Genomic DNA, 23609 nt, shown 5'->3' with positions numbered 1-23609 from the left:
ACTGGGGCCCGTTGTGCAAGTAGAGCGCCAGGTGGTCGTGCGGCGACTCCCACGGGTGGGCTGCCTTCCCCCGGACGCCGACGCCGTGGTCACGTGCTGTACGCGATCAGCGAGGCCGCCGACGAGATCGCCGCCTCCCGCACGGCGATGCCGGACTTCGTCTGCCGGACGTACGGCCGCAGCGGTGCTCGAGATCCGCTTCGCCAAGCGCCCTGCCGACCGTCACACCCACGTCCGCACGGCCCGACCAGGCGGCCCCGCAACAAACTCCACATGGAAACGGACACGAACCTGACCACGCCGCTCGATGTCACGCTGTCGGCTCCAACGTCCGCGTCGGCTCTCGTCTGGGCGCGGCAGGGACAGTGCGGGCGCGGGCGCGAAATGCCGGTTGTGTCGCTGACCTGTCGCCTGATTGGATGCCAGCGCCCCGTGGCCGCCCCGACGACGGAGTTCCGGGCGGCGCCCGCCGCACAACAGCACATCCGACTTGCTGATGGGAGTTTCATGTCGCAGACCCTTCCGGCTGACGGGCACGAGCGTGACGCTTCACCCGCGGGTGTGCTGCCCGCGCCGCGAACGCCGTCTCCGCGTGACGCGCCGGGGCTGAGGTGGGGGGTGATCGCTCCTGGAGGGATCGCGGCGTCCTTCACTCAGGCGCTGCACACGCACACTCAGCAGCGTGTGGTGGCGGTGGGGTCGCGTGACGCGCGGCGGGCCCGGGTGTTCGCCGACCGGTTCGGGATAGCGGCGTCGTATGGCAGCTACGCCGAGCTTCTGGACGACAGCCGTGTGGACATCGTGTACGTGGCGTCGCCGCATTCGGCGCACTTCGCCCATGCCATGCAGGCGATCCAGGCCGGTCGGCATGTGCTGGTGGAGAAGGCGTTCACTCGTAACGCCCGCGAGGCGGAGCTGCTGATCGAGGCCGCCCGTCAGCGGGGTGTGTTCCTGATGGAGGCGATGTGGACGCGGTTTCTGCCACATATCGACGTGGTCCGGCAGGTGCTCGCGTCCGGGATGCTCGGGGAGGTGCAGACGGTCGTCGCCGATCACGGCCAGTTCATGGTTCCGGACGCGGCGCACCGCCTGTACGCCCCGGAGCTGGCGGGCGGGGCTCTTCTGGACCTGGGGGTCTACCCGGTGTCGTTCGCGTCGATGGTGCTGGGCCCGTTCACGTCGATCACCGCCGTCGGGACGAAGGCGTTCACTGGGGTCGACGGGCAGGCGTCGATCGTGGTGACCAATGAGGCCGGGGCGCACGGCGTGTTGACCACCACGCTATTCGCCCGTACGCCGACGACGGCGTCGGTGTCCGGAACGCTGGCGCGTCTGGAGATCGAGGGCGAGTTCTACGCGCCGGCGACGGTTCGGCTGGTAAGCCGTGAGCGCGAGTTGCTGGACACCTTCGTTCCGGCCCAGCGTGACGGCGGGCTGTGTTACGAGGCCGCCGAGGCGGCGCGGTGCGTCGCCGCCGGGCGCCTGGAGTCGGAACTGATGCCGCTTGCCGAGACGTTGCGGATCATGCGCGCCCTCGACGAGATCCGCAGCGGCCTGGGCGTCGCCTTCCCCGGCGAATGACCCACTCCATCGTCAGGCCGCCGCGCGGCCGGCAGGAGCGAATCATCAATGGCCACGCGGCATCGTCCACCGTGGCACGTCGACGCGGCGAGGGCCGACGCCGGACGCGCGGCGCGTGTATCGACCGCACTCGTCCCCCGAACCCGCCAACGTTTTCGGAGGAGCCCCTCATGACGGCAAGCGATCTCAAGGGCCTCAAGATCCTTTTCATTGGTGGCACCGGTGTGATCAGTTCGGCGTGCTCCCGGCGGGCCGTCGAGCTCGGAGCCGACTTGTATCTGCTCAATCGGAACGTGTCGTCGGTGCGGCCCGTCCCCGACCAGGCCACGGTCATCACCGCCGACGTGCGTGACACCGAGCAGGTGCGTGCGGCGCTGAGGGGCCGGGAGTTCGACGTAGTAGTCAACTTCCTGAATTTCACCCCGGAGCACGTTGCCAGTGACATCGATGTGTTCACCGGACGGACGCGCCAGTACGTCTTCATCAGCTCGGCGGCCACCTACCAGCGGCCGCCCAGCCGCCTGCCCGTGGTGGAGTCGGCCCCGCTACACAATCCCAACTCCGCCTACGCCCGCAACAAGATCGCCTGTGAGGAACTGCTCGGCCGCGCGCATCACCAGGAGCGGTTCCCCGTCACCATCGTGCGACCGTCGCACACCTATGACCGGACCGCCGTGCCCTTCGACGGGGGCTGGACGGTGGTGGACCGCATGCGCCGGGGGAAGGAGGTGCTGGTACACGGCGACGGAACCTCCCTGTGGACCCTCACCCACCACACCGACTTCGCCCGCGGCTTCACCGGGCTTCTCGCCAACCCGGCGGCCATCGGCCAGACGTTCCACATCACCAGCGACGAGGTACTGAGCTGGGACCAGATCTACCTGTCCGTCGCCGAGGCCGCCGGTGTGGAGGAACCACGGCTGGTCCACGTGCCCTCCGACGCCATCGCCGCCGCCGACCCGCGGTGGGGCGAGGAACTGCTCGGCGACAAGGCGCATTCGATGACGTTCGACAACAGCAAGATCCGCGAGATCGTCCCCGGATTCGCCGCGTCGGTCCCGTTCGCCCAGGGAGCACGGGAGATCATCGCCTGGCACGACGCAGACCCCCGCCGCCGCGTCATCGACACCCGCCTCAACGCACTCATGGACCGCCTCATCGACGCTCACCGACCGGTGCCGCTGTGAGCTGAACCGTCTGGCCACCATCCACACGTCGGGCCTGGTCGTCGGCGAGCGTCTCTACCGGACGGCTCGGCGCACCGGGCGGCGAGCCGCGTGACGGACAGGCCCCGGACGGCGAGGGAAAGGCGTCGAACGGCATGACGAGCGGGCGCTGCCGGCCAGGTCGCCGAACCCGCGCCGACGGGTTCCCCGCCACCGACGACATGTGCGCTCGGCTCTCGCCGATCGCCTACGAGCACATCAACTTCCCGGGCCGCTACACCTTCACCGCGCCGAGACGGGCACCGGCCTGCGGCCCTTCCACGACGCTCCCCCACTACAACCTGTGACCAGCGTTCGGTGTGGAATTTGGCGTGGTGTCCATGTTGCGCCTGGTTCGCATACGGCCGGCTGCTGACCGCCACCCCCGGCCCGGGCGCTAGGGGTCGAGCGGTCGCCTGCCCGGCGATCCGCAAGTACGGCCAACCGGCCCTGGCGACCTACTGCGGCGGCAAGCTGATCTGGCTCGACACCGTGGAGATCACCGACGGGCGGATAAGCGAGCTGCGGAGCCTGGTCAATCCCGAGAAGCTCGCCCGCATCGGTCACATCTGAACCCGCCGTCTTGTCTCCCTGTCGCCTCCACCGATTCCCGGAGGGGGCGAGACTGGGAGAGGACGACACGATGTGGTACTGCGGCCGCGCCTGTACGAGCCGGAGCCGGACCTGGCCAAGGTCGCACTGGGCAGGATCCTCGACCCGATCGGCGTCGAGCACCTGCGGGCCTCGGTGAACACGATCGACACCGACCGGCGAGTGGTGGTGGCAGGCGGTGAGGAGATCGGCTATGACCGCCTGGTGCTGGCGGCGGGTAGCGCGCTGGTCCGGCCGCGGCACCTGCCCGGCAAGGAACGGCTCTTCGACATCGACACTCTGGAGGCGGCCCGTCGGCTCGCCGACCATCTGCGCGGCCGGGAGAACTACTCCGTCGTGGTGGTGGGTGCCGGGTTCACCGGCCTGGAGGCCGCGACCGAACTCGCCGCCCACGGCCGGGTGCCCGTAGACCGGCGGCTGCGCGCCCTCCCCGAGGTGTTCGTCGCCGGGGACACCGCCGCGGCGCCGTTCGACGCCGAGCACACGGTCATGCAGGCCTGCCAGCACGCCACCCCGATGGGCAAGGTCGCCGGGTACAACGCGGCGGCGGACCTGCTCGGCATCCCGCCGCGCGACTTCACCCCTGGCCCATACGTCACCTGCCTGGACTTGGGCGACGCCGGAGGGATCTTCACCCGCGGCTGGGACCGCAGAGTCATGGCCGTCGGCACCGACGGCAAGGACATCAAGCAGCGGATCAACCGGGCGATCCACCCGCCGGTAGACGACGCCTCGAAGATCCTCGCCGCTGCCGACCGCGTCCACATCGAACTTCCCTTCTTCCCCCGCACCGAGGAAGCCACCACCCCTGAGGCATAGCCCCTGCCCTGCAGAACACGGGCGGCCACCCGGCCGCCCGTGTGGCAAGCATCCCTTGAGCCCAAGCACCTAGGCCGTGTCGTCAAAGTGTCATAGCCACATCAGCAGGGCGGCCAGGGTGACGGCGGCCTGGTAGGAGCGGGCGGTCTTGCAATAGCGGGTGGCGATGCCGCGCCATTGCTTGAGCCGGTTGAAGCAGCGTTCGACGACGTTGCGCTGCCGGTACACCTGCGCCTCGAACGCGGGTGGGCGGCCTGCGCGGCGTCCTTTGCGCAGCCGGTTGCGGATCTGGTCGGCGCGTTCGGGGATGGTGGCGCCGATCCCGCGCTCACGCAGCCAGGCGCGGATGGTGCGGGTGCTGTAGCCCGTGTCCGCGACCAGGTGCCCGGGCCGCACGCGGGGGCGGCCCGGCCCGAGCGGCGCACGACCTGTCCACGCTGCTGCGCATGGCGGTCCTGGACGGCACCCTCGCCCTGCTCGGCTCCCCCTGGAGCATGCGGCCCCAACTCGGCCGAACCTCCTCGCGGGCCTACGCTGCTGTCCGCCGGCTCGCCCGCGTCGTCAGTGTGGGCGGCACCATGTGGGAGCCTCGGTGCGGGGGCTCCGTGTGGCACCGGTACCGCTCGCCCGGGGGCCGGCGGACGGCAGGCGGTCACGGAATGCGGTGACCGGCGGCCCGGAAGAGTTCGTACCACTCGGGGCGGGTGAGGGGGATGTCGGACCCCTGGGCCGCCCCGGCCACGCGGTCGGGGGTGGTGGTGCCGAGGACGACCTGCATGCGGGCGGGATGCCGGGTGATCCACGCGGTGGCGATCGCGATGGGCGGCACCCCGTACTCGGCGGCGAGCCGGTCGATGACCGCGTTGAGCTCGGCGTGCTCGGGCGCACCGAGGAAGACGCCGTCGACGATCCCGGACTGGAACGGCGACCAGGCCTGGACGGTGATGTCGTGGAGCCGGCAGTAATCGATGATCCCGCCGCCGTCCAGGGTGACCGACTCCGGTTCGCCCATGATGTTGGCCGTCAGGCCCTGGGCGATGATCGGGGCGTGGGTGATCGACAGCTGGAGCTGGTTGACGACGATGGGCTGGCGTACATAGCGACGGAGCAGGTCGATCTGGCCCGGGGTGTGGTTGGAGACTCCGAACGCCCGCACCTTCCCGGCCGCCTCCAGCTCGTCGAAGGCCCGGGCGACCTCCTCGGGCTCGACGAGCGCGTCGGGCCGGTGCAGCAGCAGGATGTCGATGCGGTCGGTGTCCAGGGCGCGCAGCGACTCCTCGACCGTCGCGATGAGGTGCTCGTAGGAGTGGTCGTAGTAGGGGCCCTCGCGGACGATGCCCGCCTTGGTCTGGATGGTGACGGCGTCGCGTTCGGAGGGTGTGAACCGCATCGCCTCGGCGAAGCGCCGTTCGCACTCGTGCGTCGTCCGGCCGTAGATGTCGGCGTGGTCGACGAAGTCGATGCCGACGTCCCGGGCGGTGCGCACGAGCGCGCGGATCTCCTCGTCGCTCTTGTCCGCGATGCGCATGAGACCGAGCACGACATTTGGGGCGGAGATGTCCGTCCCGGGCAGGGTGAACGTCTTCACTGGCTGGTTGTCCTCTCCGATATGGCGCTCACGCTGGACGAGTGGTCACGGTGGGGGGCGGCCACGGAACGCGAAGAGAGTGTCCAGATCGCTCTGTGACGAACAACCCCGACACCCTCGTGAACGCACTGTACTCAAGATCGTCGATGCCACGGTCACGAGCTCCCGGCTCCCCGGACGGCCGCGCCTCCCTCCACCGGGACCACCATGCGAGACACTCCTCAGCCGGGTGCGGGTACGCGCCGCGGTGCCGGCTCAGCGGCGGATTGTCTTGGGCCCGGCGGCCGGTCCACAGTTGTGAACCGACGTACCGACCGCGCCGATGGATTGGGGCGATCTATGGCATCCAGGGCGGCCCGGGGGCCGTATGCGAAGTCGGCGGTCGTCCGGCGGCGGGTTCTGGAGAGCTGTGTGGACGCCTTCGCCCAGACGGGCTTCTACGGCGCCACCATGAAGGACATCGCCAGGCGCGCCGGCATCAGCTACACCGGGCTGCTGCACCACTTCCCGCGCAAGGAGGATCTGCTCGCTGTGCTGCAGTTCCGCAGTGAGCAGAGTGCCCGCCTGCTGAAGTCGGCCGACACCGGCGATCCCGTCGAGCATCTGCTCGAGGCGCTGCGCGGCATGCTCGCGGTGGTCGCCGACAACGCACTGAGCTCGGGTCTGCTGGAGCTCCACTGCGTCATGTCGGGCGAGGCCACCTCGCCGCAGCACCCCGCCCACGCCTACTACACCGACCGCTCCGCGCATGGTACGAGTCGGCCGCCTACGAGCGGGCGAAGCCGCCGCGGCAGGCGGCGGCCGACACCAACGCCGTGATCGTCTCCGGTTTCGAGATGCCGCGGTGACGACCATCTCGCCCTCGCGGCGATGTTCCCCGGCGCGGGCACGCGCCGGCAGGCCGCGCGGGGCGTGGACGACTCCGCGGACCTGTTCGTCGCCGACATCACCGCCAAGACCAAGGGCCGCGCCGACGCCCGCCTCGCCCGAACGCTCGCCCAGGTCAGCGCCCCGCTGGTGGAATGGCTCGCCGACTCGGCGGGGCTGCCGTCGTCCCTGGTCACCGACTTCAACTACCCGGGGCACTCCGTCCCGCGCTGCCACTCGGTCCCCGGACGGCACGGCACCGGCGTCAACGACCACCTCGTCCGGCGCGTCCGCGAACAGCCGGGCATCGACCTGCTCGTCCCCGCCCGGCTCGTCGACGTGACCACCGGCCCGGACGGGGCGGTGAACGCGGCCGTCGTCCAGTACCCCGACGGGACGCGGGAGGACATCCCGTGCCGGGCCGTCCTGCTGGCCACCAACGGCTTCGGCGCCGACCGCGCCCTCGTCGAACGGCACCTCCCGGAGATCGCCGGCGCCCTCTACCAGGGCAGCGACCACTCCCGCGGCGACGCCCTGCGCATCGGCGGCGCGCTCGGCGCCGCCACCGGCTACCTGAACGCCTACCAGGGCCACGGCGCCGTCGCCGCCGGGGCGGGCACCCTCGTCGGCTGGGCCACGATCATCCACGGCGGGATCATGGTGGATCTCGGCGGCCGCCGGTTCGGCGACGAGACCCGCGGTTACTCCGAGTACGCCGTCGAACTGGCCGCCCGTCCCGGCGCGACCGGCTGGATCGTCCTGGACGCGACGATCCACGCGCAGTGCCAGGAGTTCAAGGACTTCCGCGACACCGTCGAGTCGGGCGTCCTGGTGTGGGCGGACGACGCCGAGGGCCTCGCCAAGGCCACCGGGCTGCCCGCGGACGACCTCGCCGACGAGCTCGCCGCCTCCGCCTCCACCGCGCCCGGCGAACACCCGGACCGGCACGGCCGCACCAACTGGGAACGTCCGCTCACCGGCCCGTACGCGGCCGTCCGCGTCGTCCCCGCCCTCTTCCACACCCAGGGCGGCCTGATCGTCAACGAGAACGCCGCCGTCGTCGACCCGGACGACCGTCCCATCGCCGGCCTGTACGCGGCGGGCGGCGCGGCGGCCGAGCCTCGCGGCGGCGACGTCGCCCGCCGCGCCCGCACGGCCGAGACCCGTTGACCACCCGACAGTAAGGAGAGAACGCATGGCCACGACCGAGCTGCTGCTCAAGAACGTCCGGGTGGTCCGCCCCGACGCCCCCGAAGGGACCAAGCCGGAGACCGCGGACATCGCCGTCAACGACGGCACCATCGCCCGAGTCGCCCCCGGTCTCCCCGAGGACGACGCCGCGACCGTGATCGACGGACGCGGGCGCCTCGCCTTCCCCGGCGTCGTGGACGCCCACCAGCACGGGGGCATCTACAACGAGCTCGCCACCGACACCCGCACCGAGAGCCGCGCCAGCGCGCAGGGCGGCGTCACCACGTCCCTGACCTACATGCGCACCGGCCAGTACTGCCTGAACAAGGGCGGCCCCTACCGCGACTTCTTCCCGGAGGTGCTGAGCGCCGCCCGGGGCAACGCCTACGTGGACTACGCCTTCCACCTCGCGCCGATGATGGCCGAGCACATCGACGAGATCCCCTACCTCGTCGAGGAGCACGGCGTCACCTCGTTCAAGATCTTCATGTTCTACGGCGGCCACGGCCTGCACGGACGCTCGTCCAGCCAGAGCGACTTCCTCACGACGCCGCCCGGCGAGCGCTACGACCTCGCGCACTTCGAGTTCGTCATGCGCGGCGTCCAGGCCGCCCGCGAGCGGCTCGCCGACTACGCCCCGCACATCTCGCTGTCGCTGCACTGCGAGACCGCCGAGATCATGACGGCGTACACCAGGATGGTCGAGCGGGAGGGCAGGCTCACCGGGCTGCGCGCCTACAGCGCGTCCCGCCCGCCGCACTCGGAGGGACTGGCCGTCACCATCGCGTCCTACCTGGCGCACGAGACGGGCCTGCCCAACATCAACCTGCTGCACCTGTCGTCGGAGAAGGCGCTGTCGGCGGCGCTCACCATGGCCGGCGCGTTCCCGCACATCGATTTCCGTCGCGAGGTCACCATCGGCCACCTGCTCGCCGACGTCGACACCGCGCACGGTATCGGCGGCAAGGTCAACCCGCCGCTGCGCGACCGGGAGGACGTCGAGGCGCTGTGGCGGCACGTCCTGGCCGGCGACGTCGGCTGGGTGGGCAGCGACCACGCCTGCTGCCGCGACGAGATGAAGTTCGGCGCCGACCGCGACGACGCCTTCCTCGCCAAGTCCGGGTTCGGCGGCGCCGAGTACCTGCTCCCGGGGCTCGTCGGCGAAGGACTCAAGCGCGACCTCCCCCTGCGGCGCGTCGCCCAGCTGACGTCCTGGAACCCGGCCCGCCGCTACGGCCTGCTCAACAAGGGCACCATCGCCGATGGGCTACGACGCCGACATCGCCCTCGTCGCCCCCGACGTGTCCTGGACGGTCCGCGCCGCCGACTCCGAGTCGACGCAGGAGTACACGCCGTTCGAGGGGTTCGCGATGACGGCCAAGGTCACCGACACCTTCGTCCGCGGGCACCACGTCTACGCCGACGGCGAGATCGTCGGTGCGCCGGTCGGCCGCTACCTCCACCGCGGCCGGTGAACCTTAGGATCGTCTGGTGACCAACCCGACCGCCGCCCCGCCCTCCGCGGGGACCGAGGTCGCCGGACGCGTCGCCGACGTGCTGCTCCTGTTCGCCGGCGGGCCGCAGTACCTCGGCGTCACCGCCATCAGCCGCGAACTCGGCATCTCCAAGGCCGTCGTGTACCGCATCCTGCAGTCGCTGGTGTCACGCGAGATGCCGGAGTCCGGGCCGGAGGGCTACCGTCTCGGTCCCGCCGCCGTCGCGCTCGGCGTGAGCGCGCTGCGCCGCTTCAACATCCGCAGCGCCGCCGCGCCCGTGCTGCGGCGGCTGCGGGACGAGACCGACGAGACCGGCGAGACCACCACACTGTCCGGGCTGGTCGGCGACGAACGCGTCTACCTGGACCAGTTCGAGAGCCCCCGCGAGGTCAAGATGACGATCGAGGTGGGCCGCCGGTTCCCGCTGCACGCGGGCTCGTCGAGCCGGGTGATCCTCGCGTTCCTGCCCGAGGGCCGCCGCGAGGCCGTCCTTTCCCGCCCGCTGGCCGCCCTCACCGACCGGACCATCACCGACGAGCCCGACCTCCGCGCGAGGCTCGCCGAGACGGCGCGCGACGGCGTCGCAGTCTCCCTCGGAGAACGCCAGGCCGACGCCGCCTCGGTCGCCGCGCCCCTGTTCGGCCCGGACGGCGAGGCGCAGGGCTCGATCAGCGTCTGCGGCCCCCTTCACCGCTTCACCCCCGAGGCCATCGCCCGCTACCGCACCCTTGTCCGCGAGGCCGCCGAGGAGATCACCCGGACCTGGACGGCCCACCGCTGACCTCGCGGCCGGCTCCCGCTCGGCCCCGCCGCGGCCGCATGGCGGCTGCCCGGACGCGTGGGACGGTGCCGCCGTGCGGGAGGCCGGAACGCGGACCGGCCCCGGTCGGCGCGACAACGCACCGATCTCGGGGCCGACCGTGGATCTCGGTCGTTCAGCTTCCGGAGACCGGCGTGGCCCGGCCCAGTGACGGCGGGCTGAACGGGGACCTCGCCTCCAGGTAGCGCCAGAGCGCGTCGCCGCCGTTGTAGAGGCTGCGGTCCTGCTTCTTCGCCTCGAACAGGGCGGTGAAGCCCGGCGTGGCGTTCTTGAGGAAGAAATTGTTCGCCAGGGTGGCGATACGGTACCTGGCCTGCGGCCGGACCGGCCGGTTGCCGATCCGGATATCACCCTGATCGATCCGGTGGCCGACCGGCTTGGCGGGGTCGTACGTGTAGCGGACGTTGCCGGAGACCGCCATCTGCCGGTACCGGACCGACCCGTCGGCGGCCTGCTGCCACTGGCTCTCCAAGAGCGCGTCGAGCTGGGCGCCGGTGATGTCGCCGCGCACCAGGCCGACGCCGATGCCGCTGTCGTAGACGGTGCCCAGAGCGACTTCGGAGAAGAGCACCCGGCCGGGAGCGTCGGCCGGGTTGGCCGGGTTGGCCGCGTACCGGATGTCGTTCCGGAGGATGCCCGGCATCGCGACCGCCAGGTCGGCCCGCCCGTCCTTGTTCGCCGCCCAGAGGAACGCGTCGGCGGTCGCGTTGTACATGGTCGACTCGGCGGCGTCTCCGGGCGCCCGGGTGAGATCGGCGGTCACCTTCGCCACCGGGGTGTTGCCCCGTTCCACCGAGCGCTTCTTCCAGTACTCCGCGATGCGCGACGTCTCCGGGTCGGGCGTCACGTCCTTGGTGTTGGCGTGGTTGACCGACGTGGTCCGGTCGCGCAGCACCTCACCCGTCCTCGGGTCGAGCTGGAGGTTGATCTCGTTGATCAACCGGCCGTGGTTGGCCGCCTCGACCACCGGCCGGGGCGTGCCGGCCGGATCGGGGAGCATGCAGTTGACCAGCGCGTGCCAGTGCCCGGTGACGATCGCGTCGACGTCCGGGCTGATCCGGGCGTTGAAGTCCACCACGGGACCGGACGGGCTGACGCACTCGTCGTAGCCGGCACCGGACTTCTGGGAGAAGCCCTCGTGTATGACCGCCACGATGGCCCGGACGCCCTGCCGGCGCAGGACCGCGGCGTACTTGTTGACCGTGTCGGCCTCGTCGAGGAAATCGAAGCCCTTCGGGGTGTACGACATCTGCTCCTCGGAGAGGAGCTTGGTGGTCGCGAACACGAAGCCGACCGGGATCCGGCCGCCGCGCCCGTCGTCGACGTACTCCACGCGGTACGGCGGCAGTTTCGGCTTGCCCGAGTGCTCGTCGACGAGGTTGCCGGAGTGGTAGTCGAAGTTCGCGCCCCGGAACCGGCGCCCGGTCGAATCGGTGAAGCACAGGTCGTCGTCGGGGCGCCCCTCGCAGGTGCCGTCGATCATGTGGCGCAGGAACGGATAGCCCCGGTCCATCTCGTGGTTGCCGACCGTCGAGAAGTCCAGCCCGATCGAGTTCAGGTACTCGATGGTCGGCTCGTTCCAGAACCAGCCGGTCTCGTTCGGCCACCCGGTGAAGTCGTCGCCGGCGGAGAAGAGGATCGAGTTCCGCTTTCCGGCGCGGAGCCGCTTGAGATGGGTGGTCAGGTACGCGCCGCCGCCGACCTGCTGGGCGGGTTCCCCGGCCCGCGCTCCGGGCACGGTGGTGGTGTAGTCACCGAAGTAGCCGTGCAGGTCGGTGATCGACAGCAGCTGCACCGGCACCGGCGCCCCGGCGGCCGACGTGGCCGCGCCGGCCGCCGGGGTCGCCGCGAGGGACATGACCAGTCCGGCGATGGTCCCCAGGGCCAGGGTGGCGCGTTTCCGTCTCCGGGCGAGGCCCGAGCGGAACAACAATCGTGGGGCGTGACGCATGTGGTCGGGCTCCATGTGACTGAAAGGATCTTGGTCACCCGGAAGCGTCCCGACCTGCGCTTAACAACGGATGAATGGTGGACCGGCTCGGCCTGACCAGGGCCTTACCAGGTATCCGCAGTACGCTCGAGGGCCGCTTCCGGCACCCAGCCGGACAAGCCGACGCACGCGTCAGGCCGACGCGTCACCGGGGAAGCACCCCAATCCTCAGGTCACCAGACCCTGCGCTAGCCGTAGACCACCTTGCACGCGAGTCCAGCTTGGCGAGGCACGCACGTCGCCCTGACGTCACGGTGCAGACGCGTCGACCCTGGTTGAGTCCGCACTCAACCAGTCCTGGGGTGGCACAGGGAAATCGCTGCCGTTTGCCGGGCGCCTGACGCGGCGAACGATAACGGCCGTCCCGAGCGCTCCCCCGGTCACACGGCATGGCACGGATGAAGCGCCACGTCCATACTGGGCCGCGTGATGAGCGACCCTTTGCCCCATGGGCCCTACCAACCGGCGCCCGGCGGTCCGCCGCCGAACAGAAGTTGGCTCCTGCCGCATCTGCTGCTGGGACTGGTGTTCGTGATCGCCGTGGTCGCCGTGGCCGCGCTGGTGACATTTCGGGTGCTGCGCGACCAGGAAGACCCTGATACGGGCGGGCCCACGGTGCTGAGTCGGCCGGTGCGGTTTCTCGCCGTCCAGAAGTCCGAGCCCGGCCCGTGCAAGCCGGGCCTGCTACCGGACCTGTCCTCCGTCGAATGCCTCCAGGTCGGGTCCGGCATGACGATCGGCCGGGTCGCCGACATCCGCGTCCGGCCGCCTGACGCCGCGCGTGGCCGTACGAGTCACGTCGTGGCCATCTCGCTCATCCGGCAGGACGCCCAGACGTTCGCCACGATGACGACGAAGGCCGCCCAGGCGCAGCCGCCCGCCAACAGGATCGCCATCATCGCCGAGGGCCGGGTGCTGTCCGCTCCGGCCGTCACCTCGCCCATCACCGGCGGGGAGATCGAGATCACCGGTTCCGCGAGCCAGTTCACCAAGGAGTACACCGAAGGTCTGGTCCATCGCATCACCGGCCGCTGAACCGGAGGGCGTCACGGCGCCGCCTTGTGCATCCGCGTCTGCAGGTCACCGAGACGCCGCCGAACGCCAGGCCCCAGGCGACCGGGGAGTGGCTGACAGTGCCCCGGACCAGCAGCGGGAACGTCGGTCGCACCGCGGCCAGCACGAGGCTCATCACCCATACCGTGAAGATGGCGAGGTCGACATCACGGGCGGGTAATCCTGGACGACGGGCGCGCGTGCTGGCTCTTCACTACCGCGTGGTGCAGACCCAGGTGATCCAGCGGCCGCCGCCCGCGTTGGATATCGCGTCCCTCTGGGCCGCGGCCCGTGTGGCGCCGCTGCCGCCCCAGTACTTGTTGGTTCTCGAGTTGTATGCGACCGCGCCGCAACCGTTGACGAAGGTCGTGAGGACCTTGCAGCCGGAACTGGGGCACTCGTTTAGCGCCCGCCGTCTCGCGGCGGCCGCGGAATCGTAGTCCCACGCTTTGCCGACGGCGCCGTTAGGCGCCACGGCGATGGCTCCGTAGTTCTGCGGTGCCGGTGCGTACGTGCGGTCCGGGGTGGACGGCGCCGAACTGGGCGGACTGTAGGTCGGCGGACTATAAGTCGGCGGACTGAACGTCGGGGGGCTGTAGGTCGGCGGAGTCGGGAGGCCGCGCAGCGTGGACCTCGCGGCCGCCGGTGTGCCTGGCGAGCCATCGGACCCGACCAGCAACCACAGGACGGCCCCGCCTCCGATCAGCAGCAGGAAAGCCCCGACGACCACGATGATGACGACGGCCGGGTTGTTGTTCGGCGGCCGCGGGCCGGGCGGCCCCCATCCCGGCTGTCCGGGCGGCATCGGGGGTCCGGGTGGGCCGGCCGGGGATCCGTAGCCGGGTGGATGGCCACCATGCGGCGGCTGAGGGGGTTGCACTGTGACCGCTCCCCGGGATGCGTCGATATCCGGAAGATCATAGCGACTTTTCCACCAGGACAAAGTGGTGGTGACAAGCGCCCACCCGCACCGCGTGGCGCCATCAGGGATTCGCCGACTATCGCTGGCAGTCACAGACGGAAGTGACTTGCTTCCCAGCGCCCCGCCCAGCAACACCACGAACACGTGTCCGCGGATGGGGACAGCACGCAGGTCAGCCCCCCAGCCAAGAAGGCGCCCCTCCCCCTCACCGCGACGACCGCATCCGGCCACACCACCCCGTGTCGGACCCGCGTCGCCAACACCTGGCGGCGCGGCTGGGCGCACTACTGGCTCGACAGCACGGCCGAGTGGCTGGCCTGGGTGCAGCACGAAGACCCCGAAGGGTAGCCCTGGCCGTGGTTCGGTTCGTTCGCCTACTGGCCAGAGTCGACCGCGCGCAGGGAGAGCGAACAGCCGCCGGGGTGATGCACTGGTCGCCGCGCGTACAGCCGACCTCCCTCCGGACGACAACGCCTGTTCGAACTCGCCGAAGCCGACAACTGGCAACCACGCGGTATTGGCCGAAGCTCCGTCCTGACGTCCATGCGCCCGCACCCCCGGTGGCGCTGGATTCAGTCCAGACGTGAATCAGGCCGCACCGGGTGCAAGTTGCTCAGCCTGTCCTCACGTCGCGCTTCCCCGCGTCGCGGTCGTCTGCTGCCAGGTCTGGCCACCTGGAACACCGGAACGGCCCCCGGTCAAGGTCGCGGAGCTGAACGTCGCCGTTGCCGTGCGGATCGGTGCCAGCGATGCCGCACCAGTGTCGACATCCTGACTGCTTGTTGGCTAGTGGTGGCCGTCGTGGCCTGGCCCCCGCCTGAGTACGAGCCCATTCGCGAAACGAGGTCGCCGCTGCGTACCGGACTTGGCTGGGCCACGGCCGACCGGGCGTCACCCGCTTCAGTATGACGGTCGTGCCTGACGGGCGGCATCAGGTGTGGCTCGATGCGCCATCGATGTCGTCTTGGGCCCCGGTGCGCTACTGAGCGTCTCGGCTGGTTGACAACCAGGACAACGGGCCGCGGGAGAGTCCCTGGCCGGGCTCGGCGGGGACGTCGTGCGCGCGGTGATCCCAGCATCGGCGACCGGGCTGACCGCTTCCCCAGATTTGCTCGGTGTCGTTCCTGCAGATGTACAACCACCCGGCCGAACAGGGCGTGATCCGCTTGGACGACCCAGCCCTGATCGAATAGGTTTTCGAATGTGGTTCCAGGTCTTCTCTGCGTGCCCGGCTGGCTGGACGACGCCGCCCAACGGCGGCTATCCCAGGACATCGACACGGCTCCCTGGTCGTCGCAGCTGCGGCGGCGCGTACAGCACTACGGGCACCGCTATGACTACGGACGTCGCGGCGTGGGCGGCGCCTCCGCCCCGCCGCTCCCCGCCTGGGCGGTGTTGCTGGCCGAACGGCTGCATGAGGAGGGCCACTTCGACCGCCCGCCCGACCAGGTGATCGTGAACGAGTACCTCCCTGGGCAGGGCATCAGCGCCCACGTCGACTGCGTGCCGTGCTTCGGTCCGGCCGTCGCCTCGGTCAGCCTGCTATCGGCGTGCGTCATGGAGTTCACCCACCCCGAGGAGGGGACGCGCGTACCGGTGCGGCTCGTGCCCGGCAGCCTGTGCGTGATGACCGGCCCGGCACGGTTCACCTGGCGGCACGCGATCCCCGCGCGCAAAAGCGACCCGGGGCCGGACGGACGCATGCCACGTGGCCGCCGGGTGTCGGTGACGATGCGAACCGTCCTGTGATCCCGGGCGCGGCCGAGGATGGTCAGGCGGGGCGCCCGACGCGTCGATCGCCGCCGGCTCTGCGGCCACCGGCCCGTCCATGAAAGTCACCCCTCCCGCACCAAGATCCCCTCGGCGTCGGATTAACCGATCCGGCATCGAGATTTCCCCGCCGAGACGGACGTAGGAGGCGAGGCTGTCCAGGTGGGGCGTGGGCCTTGGCCTGCAGGTGAGGAGCGGTGCGTACGGCGGCGGTCAGGTGGGTGAATGCGCCGTGGCGCAGCTTGTGCAGCGTCCAGTTGGCACGGTGCGGATCGATGGCGGAAGAGGCGGTCGTGAACAGGCGCTCGGAGCGCGGCCGGTGTGCGGGCAAACGTTGGGCGGCGCGGGGGCGCGGGGGCCGCTGGTGCGAGCGGCGGTCGGGTGAGGAACGGCAGCCCGCTAGTGCCTCCGGCGGTGAGGCGGGATTGCAGCCGGGCGGTGCCGGTCTGCCAGGGCACGTACTCGATCACTCTGCTGGTCGCGCCGGAACTCCAGATCCGGGTTCTCCATGTTCAGCGAGAACATCTCATCGGCACGCGCGGCGGTCTCGTACAGCAGCCGCCAGAAACACCCGCTCGCGCAAGTCGTGCCGGACGTCGCGAAACAGCTCATCCGGGCGGGCTCATCGTGCGGATGGGCCGCAAGGTCGCCGGTAGAGGGGGGTGCTGGGCTTCCGGAGCCGCACAGGTCCGAGACCGCTCCCCCGGCCCCCTGGCCCGGGCCGGCGGAACTGGGCGACGCCGACGCCGTCCTGCTCTACAACTACGGCGTCTCGCAGCACGTCAAGACCTGGATCGACTTCGTTACGGTGGCGGCCGGATAGGCCGCCCAGAGCTTCCTGGAAGAAATGCCCACCGTGCTGGTCACCGTCCGCGGCGGCGGCTACGGGCCCCCGCAAGGGCTTGGACCACTCCACTCCCTACCTGCGGCGCGTCCTCGCCTTCCTTTGGGACCGTCGTCGGACGCGGACAGTCGTCGGCGTCAACCCAGCCCCGGACCGACCTCGCCGTCCAGCGACCCGCCGAGGCCCGCGACGCCGTCCGCCGCACCGGCCGCGCCCTAGCCGCCAAGTAACCGGCACCCCGGCCCGGCGGCGGGCAGGACGGGTGGTTGTCAAAGACCGCGTTCGCGCAGCCGAACCCGGCACGGTGGTAGTGGTGACCGCCTCTGCCGGTCAGCCATTCTGCTTGCCCTCGTCGACGACAAGTCAGGGTGTTGACGACGTGGCGTCTTCGTCCTCAGGGGCGAGCCGTGTCCAGATGGTGGTCAGCTGGCGCAGATCGTCCTCGTCGAGCCGGTCGAAGAAGAGCCTCCGGAGGTCGCCGTGGTGCTGCTTCCAGGCCTTGCGCAGGAGTGCCCGCCCCTCTCGGGTCAGGACCGCCTCGAAACCGCGGCCGTCCTCGGCCGACCGCCGCCGCTCGATCAGCCCACGGCGCTCCAGCCGGTCGGCGAGCCGGGTGAAGCCGCCCGTGGACATCAGGCGGCGCTTGGCGAGTTCGGACATGCGCATGCCGTCGCGACCGGCCTCGCCGAGCAAGGCCAGGACACTGTACTCGGCCATGCTCACGCCCAGCGGTGCAAGACCGGCCTCGATCTCACGCCAGATCCGATCGTGTGCGTACAGGAACCCCCGCCAGGCCTCGTCCTCGAGCTCGCTCAACCGCAAGGTCGCCATACGCCGAACACTACTGCCCCGCCCGTCGTACAGAAGCAGCGAAGCTTGACTGCACAGGCAGAGCACATAGTGAAATGCTTGTCTGCGCAGATAATCCTGACCGGGCGTGGTCGGCGCCGGGCAGCGGCGACGCGTCCGCGACGCACAGGAGGATCGAGAACCGGTCAGTGATGACGGGCGGGGCGCTGCAATGATCAATGACGGTCGTCGGGCTGGTGAGCATGCGGGAGCGTGTCGCGTGGACGGCAGCGATGTGCAGGCCGGGCGGCGGCTTTGAGGTGCGCGCTGGTATTCCGGTGCGCGGGGAAGGGCGCATGTGGGCGGCATGGTCGGCGGGCCGGTGTCTGCCTCTGTCGGCGAGGGCCCAGCCGGGGACGGCTGGGGGCGTCGGAGAGGTAGCCGATCAGGGTGCTGCTCGTCGACGGCTAACGGCTGGTACCCGCCGGGTTGACCATGCTGCCGTGCGGGGCATCGCCGTGGTGGGCGAGGCTGGGGAGGCGCTGAGCTGCCGCGCACCACATCGCTGACGTGGTGCTGATGGATTTGCGGATGCCACGGTTGGACGTAGATTGAGGCGGCCCGCCGCATCATCGCCGGATCGGGGCGGCGTTGGCGGGCCCAAGGTCACTGTCTCGACCACGTTCGAGTGGGACGAGTACGCGCTCGCGGCGATCACGGCGGGCGTGGCCGGGTTCGCGGACATCGCCTGCAGCGACGAACCGATAACTCGGCTGGCACCACCGTGCCCAGACAGGGCGCCAGGTTGACACGGGTATGGCTCGCCTTATCCGCCGCACCGGTACGGGTCGCCCACCAATGCGCAAGCCACTCTCCGACCGTAAGTAGACCGCGGTCCGAACCACACGGCTTCCGGAGCTGCGACAGGGCCACACGCCCACCGCCCTTCCGACGGCGCCTTCGCACCGCTGTGAAGGAGAAGCCAGTGACCGACAACCGCACCGTCACCGACCACATGAACCACAGCCACGCCAACAACACCGCCGCGGCCGGTGGCCTCTTCGGCCGCTTGGCGTGTGTTGAAACCGCCGCGGCGAATCCGCCGACGACGGCCATCCGGGCGACCGGCAAGTCCCAGGGGTTGGAGCCATTTCCCTGACCACCGTGCGGAAGGCCTGACATCTGGAGGACTCGCCCCGCCTCACACGAACCACCGACAGGACGCTGGACCCGGCGCTACGCGCAGTCGTCGTGGGGGCCGTCGCGTTCAGCGACCGGCCCCCTGCGGCATGGCCCCTGGTCGGCAGGGCGGCACGCACGCTGCCGACCTGCCGTTCGCCCTGCGCGACGGGCCCGGGATCATGCCCTACTACCTCTACATGTAGGACATGATCCCGTTCAGTGGGCTCTCCTACTGGAGTTTGGATAGGCCTTCCTCACGAAAGGCGGGCGTGCGGGTTCGTTACCGTCAACGCTCGATCAGCGCATTCCCCGTTTCCGGGGTGTGGCAGATGAAGTCCGTGACGATCCGGTTGAACTCGTCCGCGTGCTCGATCATCGCCCAGTGTCCGCACCGGTTGAGCAGCACCAGCCGGCTGTCGGGGATGCTGGCGAGCAGGTAGAGCGAGTTCTCGAAGGGCACCACCCGGTCGTCGCGCCCGTGGATGAGGAGCGTGGGGACCTGGATGGCCGGGAGCAGTTCGGGCTTGACCCAGATCGGGAGCGGCGCGCCCTTCGGCAGTCCCTCGACGTAGTTGCGCAGGTGCTCGGGGCGGGCCAGGGCCGCGTCGGAGCGGGCCTTGCACAGCTCGGGCGTGGCGAACCTGGCCTTGTCGAAGCACATGATCTCCACGAGCCGGCGCATGTTCTCGGGGCTCGGGTCGCGGTAGGCCTCGATGAGGACCTTCAGGCCCTCGGACGGGCCGTCGCCGGCGGCGAAGAGGCTGGGCATGCGCCCCACCGGTGGGCCCATGGTGACCAGGTGCGTGATCCGGTCCGGGTGCTCGGTGGCAAGCCGGAGCGAGGTCTGCCCGCCCATCGAGTTCCCGACGAACGCGGCCTTCTGAATGCCGAGGGCATCGAGGAACTGGATCGCCGCGTCCACGTGGTCGAGGCGTTCGACCGTCGCCGCGTCGGAGTCGCCCCAGCCGGGCATGTCCACCGCGTACACATGGAAGTGCCTGGCCAGTGCCTCGATGTTGGCGGAGAAGTTGCTCCAGCCGGTCGCGCCCGGACCGCTCCCGTGCAGCAGGACGACCGGGTGCCCGTCGCCCGCCTCGTAGTAGCGGAGCCTCCAATCCCTGGTCTGGACGGTGCGCGCGGCTTCGGCCTGGGTCAGCGACATCAGTGAACGTCCTTTCCGGATGCCTGGGAGAGCAGGCCGGCGACGACCTCTGGTGACCGGTGGCCCCAGCTGTGCAGCCGGTCGAGCGTCTTGACCTGCCAGGTGTCGTCGTCGACGAGCAGGCCGCCCCATCCGTACTCCACGCTGAAACCGGAGGGCGTTCGCACGTAGAAGCTGAACATGTGGTCGTTGGGGTGCATGCCCAGGGTCATCTCGAACGGCTGCCCGGCGTCCATGCAGCGGTCGTAGGCCCTGCCGACATCGCGGATGTCGGTCACCTCGATCATGAAGTGGTGGGTCTTCTTCGGGTGCGGCATGTCCCCGAACGCCACGGAGTGATGGCGCGGGTTGCAGCGTAGGAAGATCAGGTCGGCGACCACGCCGGGCGCGAGCTCCTCGACGATGACGTCGGAGATCCTGAAGCCGAGCAGTCCCTCGTAGAACTCCAGGTACGTCTCGCGCGCGACTCCCTTGGACAGCAGCACCTGGTGGCCTGCTCCTCCGGCGCCGGTGACGAACTCGCCGAGCAGCACGTCGGAGTGGAAGGGGCTGCCGGCGTCGGCGAAGCCGGTGACCAGTTCGACGCGATTTCCCATCGGATCCGTGGTCACCACGATGCGGTCGACCTTGCGGGACGCGGCGAGCGCGGTGCCGCCCTCGGTGACCTCGACGCCGGCGGACGCCAGCCTGCCGACGATCTCGTCGAGGGCCGCGTCGTCCGCCACCTCGTAGCCGCTGGCCACCAGATCATCGGCCGGTCCCCGCCGCACCAGCCAGCGGTAGGCCTTCTCATCGGTACGGAGGGCCAGGGCGTCGGCGTTCTTGTCGGCGAGCTGCATTCCCAGCAGATCGACACCGAAGCGCTCCCAGTCGCTGAGGCTGCTCGCCTCGTAAACGACGTACGCCAGTTCCTTGACTCCAGTCACTGAGACTCAGCTCCTCATGCTCGATGCCGCGGTACGGGCGGCAGGCAAGTCGGGGACGGCGAGGCCGGAGACGTCGGCGGCCGCCACGAATCGGTCGGGGCGCACCGCGACGGCGCGGACGCCGTAGCGGGCCAGCCACGGGAGAAGGACCTCGTCCAGGTCGACCAGTTCCTCGGGGCCCCGCGTGTAGGCCGTCTTGGGACGGATCGCGACGTAGCGGGCGCCGAGCGCGTCCCACCGCGCGCGCTCCTCGGCAGGGAGCAGCGTGGCCGGGTCGACGTCCGCTCCCAGCAGCACGAAGCCGTCGCCGAGCAGGTCGTCCAGACGCGCCATCCGGCCGGTCGCGTCCCCCGTGATGGGCTGCGGAAGCATACGGCCGACGATGCTGGCGTCCCCGACGGGCCCCCGGATCCAGCCCGTCTCCAGCACCGGCGGGGCGATCAGCGGCGGCTCGAACGGAGTGACCGTGTTCTCCGGCACCCGGTCCATCTCCTCGATCTCCGCAGGCGTCGCCTCCTGCTTGATGACCCGGCCGAGCCGGACGGCCAGGTCGGTGAAGAACGCGGCATTGGGGCGCCGCTCGATCTCGTAGGTGTCCAGCCAGCTCTCGTCGAGTTCGCCCTTGAGGACCCGGGCCAGCTTCCAGCCCAGGTCGTGCGCGTCCCGCATACCGGTCTGCATCCCGGCTCCGGCCCAGGGCGGCATGAGGTGCGCGGCGTCTCCGGCGAGGAAGACGCGGTTCGCGCGCCAGGTCTCGGCCATCCGGGTGTGGTGGCGGTAGAAGGCCCACTGGTGGATCGAGACGTCCTCGTCGGTGACACCCATCGCTTTGAGCAGCGGCCAGACGTCCTCCTCCGACGTGAAGTCGGCCTCGGTCTCGTGCGGCTTGAGCGGGATCTCCCAGCGGTGGTTGCCGGCGGAGAGCGCGATGTCGACGACCGGGCGCTGCCTGTCGGACCAGAACGTGAGGAGGTCGCGGTCGGGCCACCAGCGCTTGACACGGCAGTCGATGACGATCCACTGCACGTCGAGCGTGTCACCCAGCAGCCGGCTGCCGATCATGCCGCGGGTGGCGCTGCCGCCGCCGTCGGCACCGATCACGTAGCGGGCGCGCGCGGTGCGCTTCTCCCCCGTCGCGGTGTCCGTCGTCGTCACCGTGACCCCGTTGAGGTCCTGGTCCAGCCCGGTCACCTCGACGCCGTAGCGGACGTCGACCAGGGGGCCGTACTCCTCCGCGCAGGCGCGCAGCTCGGCCTCCATGACCGGCTGGTAGATGTTGTAGAAGCGAGGCTTGACGCCCAGCGTCGACGGCGGGTGCTCGACACGCATGATCTCGGTGCCGTCATAGGTCACCCAGCGCAGCGCCCGCTGCGGCTCGATCACCTTGGTGATCCGCTCGTCGATGCCGAGGCTCTGGAAGATCCGCATCGTCCAGTCGTTGACGGTGACGGCACGGGCGCGGGGGTAGATGTCCGCGTCGCGTTCGAACGCCACGACCGAGATGCCGTGCTTGGCGAGGGTCAGCGCGGCGGTCACGCCGGTGGGACCGTAGCCGACGATCGCGACGTCGGCATCGAAGTGCTGGGTCATACGGGCTCCGGACGGCTTCCGATCGGCAGTTTTGTACCGATCGTTCGGTACGATACCGTCACCCTGGCATGGCCCTCGGGCGGTGTCCACGAAATTCCACGGTGCAGAAACGGGCATGTGGGATGCCGCTCGCGCGGGCCTCTATGCTTCAACGCGTGGAGGGCGAGAAGATCGGCAACAGCCGTGGCCGCAGGTCCCGGGAGGAGATCCTGGACGTCGCCTCACGGATCATGGCGGAGCGCGGTTACGCCGCCACGTCGCTGTCGGTGCTGAGCCGGGAGACGGGCCTGCCGAAGAGCGCGGTGTATCACCACTTCCACTCCAAGGCGGGGCTGCTGTCGGCGGTCATGGCCCGCGGTGCCCGGGAGTTCTTCGCGGCGATGCGGCAGGCGCAGGCGGAAGGCCCGGAAGGCGACACCCCGCGTGAGCGGCTGACGTGGTTCCTTCTGCGCACCGGCGAGGCCTTCATGGCGCGCCCGGACTTCCTGCGCCTGCATCTGCTCCTGGTCATGAGCGCCGAGGCCGCCGAAGCCGAAGTCGACTCCATCATCGAGCAGGTGCGGCACGACGGCCGCGTGCACATGAACAGGATGATCGCGGAGTCCTTCGCACCGGAGGGCGAGGAGATCGCACAGGCCGTCGCGGACGACCTGGACTACTTCGGCATCGCCGGGTTCGACGGCGCCTTCGTCGCCATGCAGGCCGAGCCCCATCGCGACCTCGCCGACCAGATGAGGCTGCTCGCCGAGGCCATGGCCGCGCTCGGAGAGGCACGAGTGGCCAGGCTGCGCGCCGGCACCGCCACGCGGGACTGACCCCCCGGTCATCCGGGTCGCAACCTCGTTTCGAGCGCGCCCGTTCCCGACCGTGAAGCCGTTGCGGCGGACGCCGACCCGTCGGCCTCGTCCCTCGCGGGCGATGGACGCGGCCGTCATCCGCCGCTCCCAAGGCCACGGCTCCGCCCCCAGGCCGCGGCCCGCCGCGTCGGGATCCCGATGTCGTGACCGGCTACGGCGCCGGGGCCCGGCGCATGGTGGCCACCACCCGGGGGAGCATGGCGGCGAACGTCAGCGCCCAGACGGCCAGGGCCACCCAGATCTCGACGTCCCCGATGTCACGGACGATCTGGAGACCGGTGGCCTGTCCGAGACCGTGGCTGGCGAGGTCGCGGTGCACTGCGCACAGGGCGCCCGTCACTCACG

Annotated in this window: 24 protein-coding genes and 1 pseudogene; 16 read left to right on the top strand and 9 right to left on the bottom strand. The window is 70.3% G+C overall.

All coding sequences use genetic code 11. The annotated features are described in order from the left end of the window. Window positions 1-273 precede the first annotated feature (273 nt). The 5 genes from ABZ801_RS36145 to ABZ801_RS36125 all read left to right on the top strand — a co-directional run bounded on the left by ABZ801_RS36145 (window position 274) and on the right by ABZ801_RS36125 (window position 4217). Window positions 274-1581, top strand: a complete 1308-nt coding sequence (locus tag ABZ801_RS36145; RefSeq protein ID WP_360706983.1) for a Gfo/Idh/MocA family oxidoreductase — start codon at window positions 274-276, stop codon at window positions 1579-1581. Between the two features lie 170 nt (window positions 1582-1751). Then, complete coding sequence (locus tag ABZ801_RS36140; RefSeq protein WP_360706981.1) at window positions 1752-2768, top strand: NAD-dependent epimerase/dehydratase family protein; 1017 nt, start codon at window positions 1752-1754, stop codon at window positions 2766-2768. Between the two features lie 134 nt (window positions 2769-2902). Then, window positions 2903-3094, top strand: a complete 192-nt coding sequence (locus tag ABZ801_RS36135) for a hypothetical protein (RefSeq protein ID WP_360706978.1) — start codon at window positions 2903-2905, stop codon at window positions 3092-3094. Between the two features lie 10 nt (window positions 3095-3104). After that, entirely contained in the window at window positions 3105-3359 is a 255-nt protein-coding gene (locus ABZ801_RS36130) for a hypothetical protein (protein WP_360706975.1), read from the top strand. Window positions 3360-3431: 72 nt separating this feature from the next. Further along, the gene (locus tag ABZ801_RS36125; protein ID WP_360706972.1) at window positions 3432-4217 is read left to right on the top strand and encodes an FAD-dependent oxidoreductase; all 786 of its coding nucleotides are present in this window, start codon (window positions 3432-3434) and stop codon (window positions 4215-4217) included. A 90-nt stretch (window positions 4218-4307) separates the two neighbouring features. On the opposite strand, the gene ABZ801_RS36120 is transcribed toward ABZ801_RS36125, so the two are convergent. After that, window positions 4308-4613: a transposase gene (locus ABZ801_RS36120; protein WP_360706969.1), complete on the bottom strand. Its 306-nt coding sequence runs from the start codon at window positions 4611-4613 to the stop codon at window positions 4308-4310. Between the two features lie 256 nt (window positions 4614-4869). Continuing rightward, the gene (locus ABZ801_RS36115) at window positions 4870-5805 is read right to left on the bottom strand and encodes an aldo/keto reductase (protein ID WP_360706966.1); all 936 of its coding nucleotides are present in this window, start codon (window positions 5803-5805) and stop codon (window positions 4870-4872) included. A gap of 207 nt (window positions 5806-6012) precedes the next feature. Here ABZ801_RS36115 and ABZ801_RS36110 point away from each other — a divergent pair. From ABZ801_RS36110 to ABZ801_RS36090, 5 genes and pseudogenes are all read left to right on the top strand, one after another. Beyond that, window positions 6013-6324 (top strand): annotated as a pseudogene (locus ABZ801_RS36110) (TetR family transcriptional regulator); the annotation flags it as partial. A gap of 158 nt (window positions 6325-6482) precedes the next feature. Beyond that, complete coding sequence (locus ABZ801_RS36105; RefSeq protein WP_360707017.1) at window positions 6483-6653, top strand: DUF1330 domain-containing protein; 171 nt, start codon at window positions 6483-6485, stop codon at window positions 6651-6653. A 22-nt stretch (window positions 6654-6675) separates the two neighbouring features. Further along, window positions 6676-7842, top strand: coding sequence for an FAD-binding protein (locus ABZ801_RS36100; protein WP_360706963.1), 1167 nt, complete (start codon window positions 6676-6678; stop codon window positions 7840-7842). Between the two features lie 25 nt (window positions 7843-7867). After that, the gene (locus ABZ801_RS36095; RefSeq protein ID WP_360706960.1) at window positions 7868-9358 is read left to right on the top strand and encodes a dihydroorotase family protein; all 1491 of its coding nucleotides are present in this window, start codon (window positions 7868-7870) and stop codon (window positions 9356-9358) included. Next, window positions 9355-10140 carry an IclR family transcriptional regulator gene (locus tag ABZ801_RS36090; RefSeq protein WP_360706957.1) on the top strand — a complete coding sequence of 262 codons (786 nt, stop codon included), beginning with the start codon at window positions 9355-9357 and terminating at the stop codon, window positions 10138-10140. Before ABZ801_RS36095 ends, ABZ801_RS36090 begins: the two co-directional genes overlap by 4 nt. 154 nt (window positions 10141-10294) lie before the next feature. On the opposite strand, the gene ABZ801_RS36085 is transcribed toward ABZ801_RS36090, so the two are convergent. Next, window positions 10295-12037 (bottom strand): bifunctional metallophosphatase/5'-nucleotidase, encoded by a 1743-nt coding sequence (locus ABZ801_RS36085; RefSeq protein WP_360706954.1) that lies wholly within the window; start codon window positions 12035-12037, stop codon window positions 10295-10297. 561 nt (window positions 12038-12598) lie between these two features. On the opposite strand from ABZ801_RS36085, the gene ABZ801_RS36080 reads away from it, so the two are divergent. Then, a complete protein-coding gene (locus ABZ801_RS36080) occupies window positions 12599-13204 on the top strand; it encodes a hypothetical protein (protein ID WP_360706951.1) in 606 nt (201 codons plus the stop codon). Between the two features lie 232 nt (window positions 13205-13436). Here the strand turns inward: ABZ801_RS36080 and ABZ801_RS36075 are convergent, their stop codons facing one another. Next, window positions 13437-14027, bottom strand: a complete 591-nt coding sequence (locus ABZ801_RS36075; protein ID WP_360706948.1) for a DUF4189 domain-containing protein — start codon at window positions 14025-14027, stop codon at window positions 13437-13439. A 261-nt stretch (window positions 14028-14288) separates the two neighbouring features. Here ABZ801_RS36075 and ABZ801_RS36070 point away from each other — a divergent pair, with 261 nt between their 5' ends. The 3 genes from ABZ801_RS36070 to ABZ801_RS36060 all read left to right on the top strand — a co-directional run bounded on the left by ABZ801_RS36070 (window position 14289) and on the right by ABZ801_RS36060 (window position 16737). After that, window positions 14289-14492, top strand: a complete 204-nt coding sequence (locus tag ABZ801_RS36070) for a hypothetical protein (RefSeq protein WP_360706945.1) — start codon at window positions 14289-14291, stop codon at window positions 14490-14492. 855 nt (window positions 14493-15347) lie between these two features. After that, the gene (locus ABZ801_RS36065; RefSeq protein ID WP_360706942.1) at window positions 15348-15893 is read left to right on the top strand and encodes an alpha-ketoglutarate-dependent dioxygenase AlkB; all 546 of its coding nucleotides are present in this window, start codon (window positions 15348-15350) and stop codon (window positions 15891-15893) included. 529 nt (window positions 15894-16422) lie between these two features. Further along, window positions 16423-16737, top strand: coding sequence for a hypothetical protein (locus tag ABZ801_RS36060; protein ID WP_360706939.1), 315 nt, complete (start codon window positions 16423-16425; stop codon window positions 16735-16737). 384 nt (window positions 16738-17121) lie between these two features. Here ABZ801_RS36060 and ABZ801_RS36055 read toward each other — a convergent pair whose 3' ends face one another. Then, window positions 17122-17589: a MarR family transcriptional regulator gene (locus tag ABZ801_RS36055; RefSeq protein ID WP_360706936.1), complete on the bottom strand. Its 468-nt coding sequence runs from the start codon at window positions 17587-17589 to the stop codon at window positions 17122-17124. A gap of 943 nt (window positions 17590-18532) precedes the next feature. Here ABZ801_RS36055 and ABZ801_RS36050 point away from each other — a divergent pair. Continuing rightward, window positions 18533-18706 (top strand): hypothetical protein, encoded by a 174-nt coding sequence (locus ABZ801_RS36050; RefSeq protein WP_360706933.1) that lies wholly within the window; start codon window positions 18533-18535, stop codon window positions 18704-18706. Between the two features lie 309 nt (window positions 18707-19015). Here ABZ801_RS36050 and ABZ801_RS36045 read toward each other — a convergent pair whose 3' ends face one another. The 3 genes from ABZ801_RS36045 to ABZ801_RS36035 are packed head-to-tail and all read right to left on the bottom strand — an operon-like array spanning window position 19016 to window position 22407. Beyond that, a complete protein-coding gene (locus ABZ801_RS36045; RefSeq protein ID WP_360706930.1) occupies window positions 19016-19891 on the bottom strand; it encodes an alpha/beta hydrolase in 876 nt (291 codons plus the stop codon). Further along, window positions 19891-20817: a VOC family protein gene (locus ABZ801_RS36040; RefSeq protein ID WP_360706927.1), complete on the bottom strand. Its 927-nt coding sequence runs from the start codon at window positions 20815-20817 to the stop codon at window positions 19891-19893. Before ABZ801_RS36040 ends, ABZ801_RS36045 begins: the two co-directional genes overlap by 1 nt. A gap of 6 nt (window positions 20818-20823) precedes the next feature. Beyond that, window positions 20824-22407, bottom strand: a complete 1584-nt coding sequence (locus ABZ801_RS36035; protein WP_360706924.1) for a bifunctional 3-(3-hydroxy-phenyl)propionate/3-hydroxycinnamic acid hydroxylase — start codon at window positions 22405-22407, stop codon at window positions 20824-20826. Between the two features lie 155 nt (window positions 22408-22562). Here ABZ801_RS36035 and ABZ801_RS36030 point away from each other — a divergent pair, with 155 nt between their 5' ends. Then, on the top strand, window positions 22563-23222 hold the full coding sequence (locus tag ABZ801_RS36030) for a TetR/AcrR family transcriptional regulator (protein WP_360706922.1): 660 nt from the start codon (window positions 22563-22565) through the stop codon (window positions 23220-23222). A gap of 193 nt (window positions 23223-23415) precedes the next feature. Here ABZ801_RS36030 and ABZ801_RS36025 read toward each other — a convergent pair whose 3' ends face one another. Further along, a complete protein-coding gene (locus tag ABZ801_RS36025) occupies window positions 23416-23583 on the bottom strand; it encodes a hypothetical protein (RefSeq protein WP_360706919.1) in 168 nt (55 codons plus the stop codon). Window positions 23584-23609 lie beyond the last annotated feature (26 nt).

Origin of the sequence: Actinomadura sp. NPDC047616 (assembly GCF_040642915.1) — a bacterium.
In the GTDB taxonomy this organism is placed as follows: domain Bacteria; phylum Actinomycetota; class Actinomycetes; order Streptosporangiales; family Streptosporangiaceae; genus Spirillospora; species Spirillospora miaoliensis.
Note: the sequence above shows the minus strand (reverse complement) of the source record. Positions and strands in the feature narration are given on the sequence as shown.

Bases quoted from the DNA above. Each gene is read 5' to 3' on its own strand.
- ABZ801_RS36085 (WP_360706954.1), bottom strand. From the start codon at position 12,037: ATGTCCCTCGCGGCGACCCCGGCGGCCGGCGCGGCCACGTCGGCCGCC.
- ABZ801_RS36135 (WP_360706978.1), top strand. From the start codon at position 2,903: ATGACGAGCGGGCGCTGCCGGCCAGGTCGCCGAACCCGCGCCGACGGG.
- ABZ801_RS36045 (WP_360706930.1), bottom strand. From the start codon at position 19,891: ATGTCGCTGACCCAGGCCGAAGCCGCGCGCACCGTCCAGACCAGGGAT.
- ABZ801_RS36075 (WP_360706948.1), bottom strand. From the start codon at position 14,027: ATGCCGCCCGGACAGCCGGGATGGGGGCCGCCCGGCCCGCGGCCGCCG.
- ABZ801_RS36145 (WP_360706983.1), top strand. From the start codon at position 274: ATGGAAACGGACACGAACCTGACCACGCCGCTCGATGTCACGCTGTCG.
- ABZ801_RS36140 (WP_360706981.1), top strand. From the start codon at position 1,752: ATGACGGCAAGCGATCTCAAGGGCCTCAAGATCCTTTTCATTGGTGGC.
- ABZ801_RS36060 (WP_360706939.1), top strand. From the start codon at position 16,423: ATGTTCAGCGAGAACATCTCATCGGCACGCGCGGCGGTCTCGTACAGC.
- ABZ801_RS36080 (WP_360706951.1), top strand. From the start codon at position 12,599: ATGAGCGACCCTTTGCCCCATGGGCCCTACCAACCGGCGCCCGGCGGT.
- ABZ801_RS36035 (WP_360706924.1), bottom strand. From the start codon at position 22,407: ATGACCCAGCACTTCGATGCCGACGTCGCGATCGTCGGCTACGGTCCC.
- ABZ801_RS36100 (WP_360706963.1), top strand. From the start codon at position 6,676: ATGTTCCCCGGCGCGGGCACGCGCCGGCAGGCCGCGCGGGGCGTGGAC.
- ABZ801_RS36055 (WP_360706936.1), bottom strand. From the start codon at position 17,589: ATGGCGACCTTGCGGTTGAGCGAGCTCGAGGACGAGGCCTGGCGGGGG.
- ABZ801_RS36095 (WP_360706960.1), top strand. From the start codon at position 7,868: ATGGCCACGACCGAGCTGCTGCTCAAGAACGTCCGGGTGGTCCGCCCC.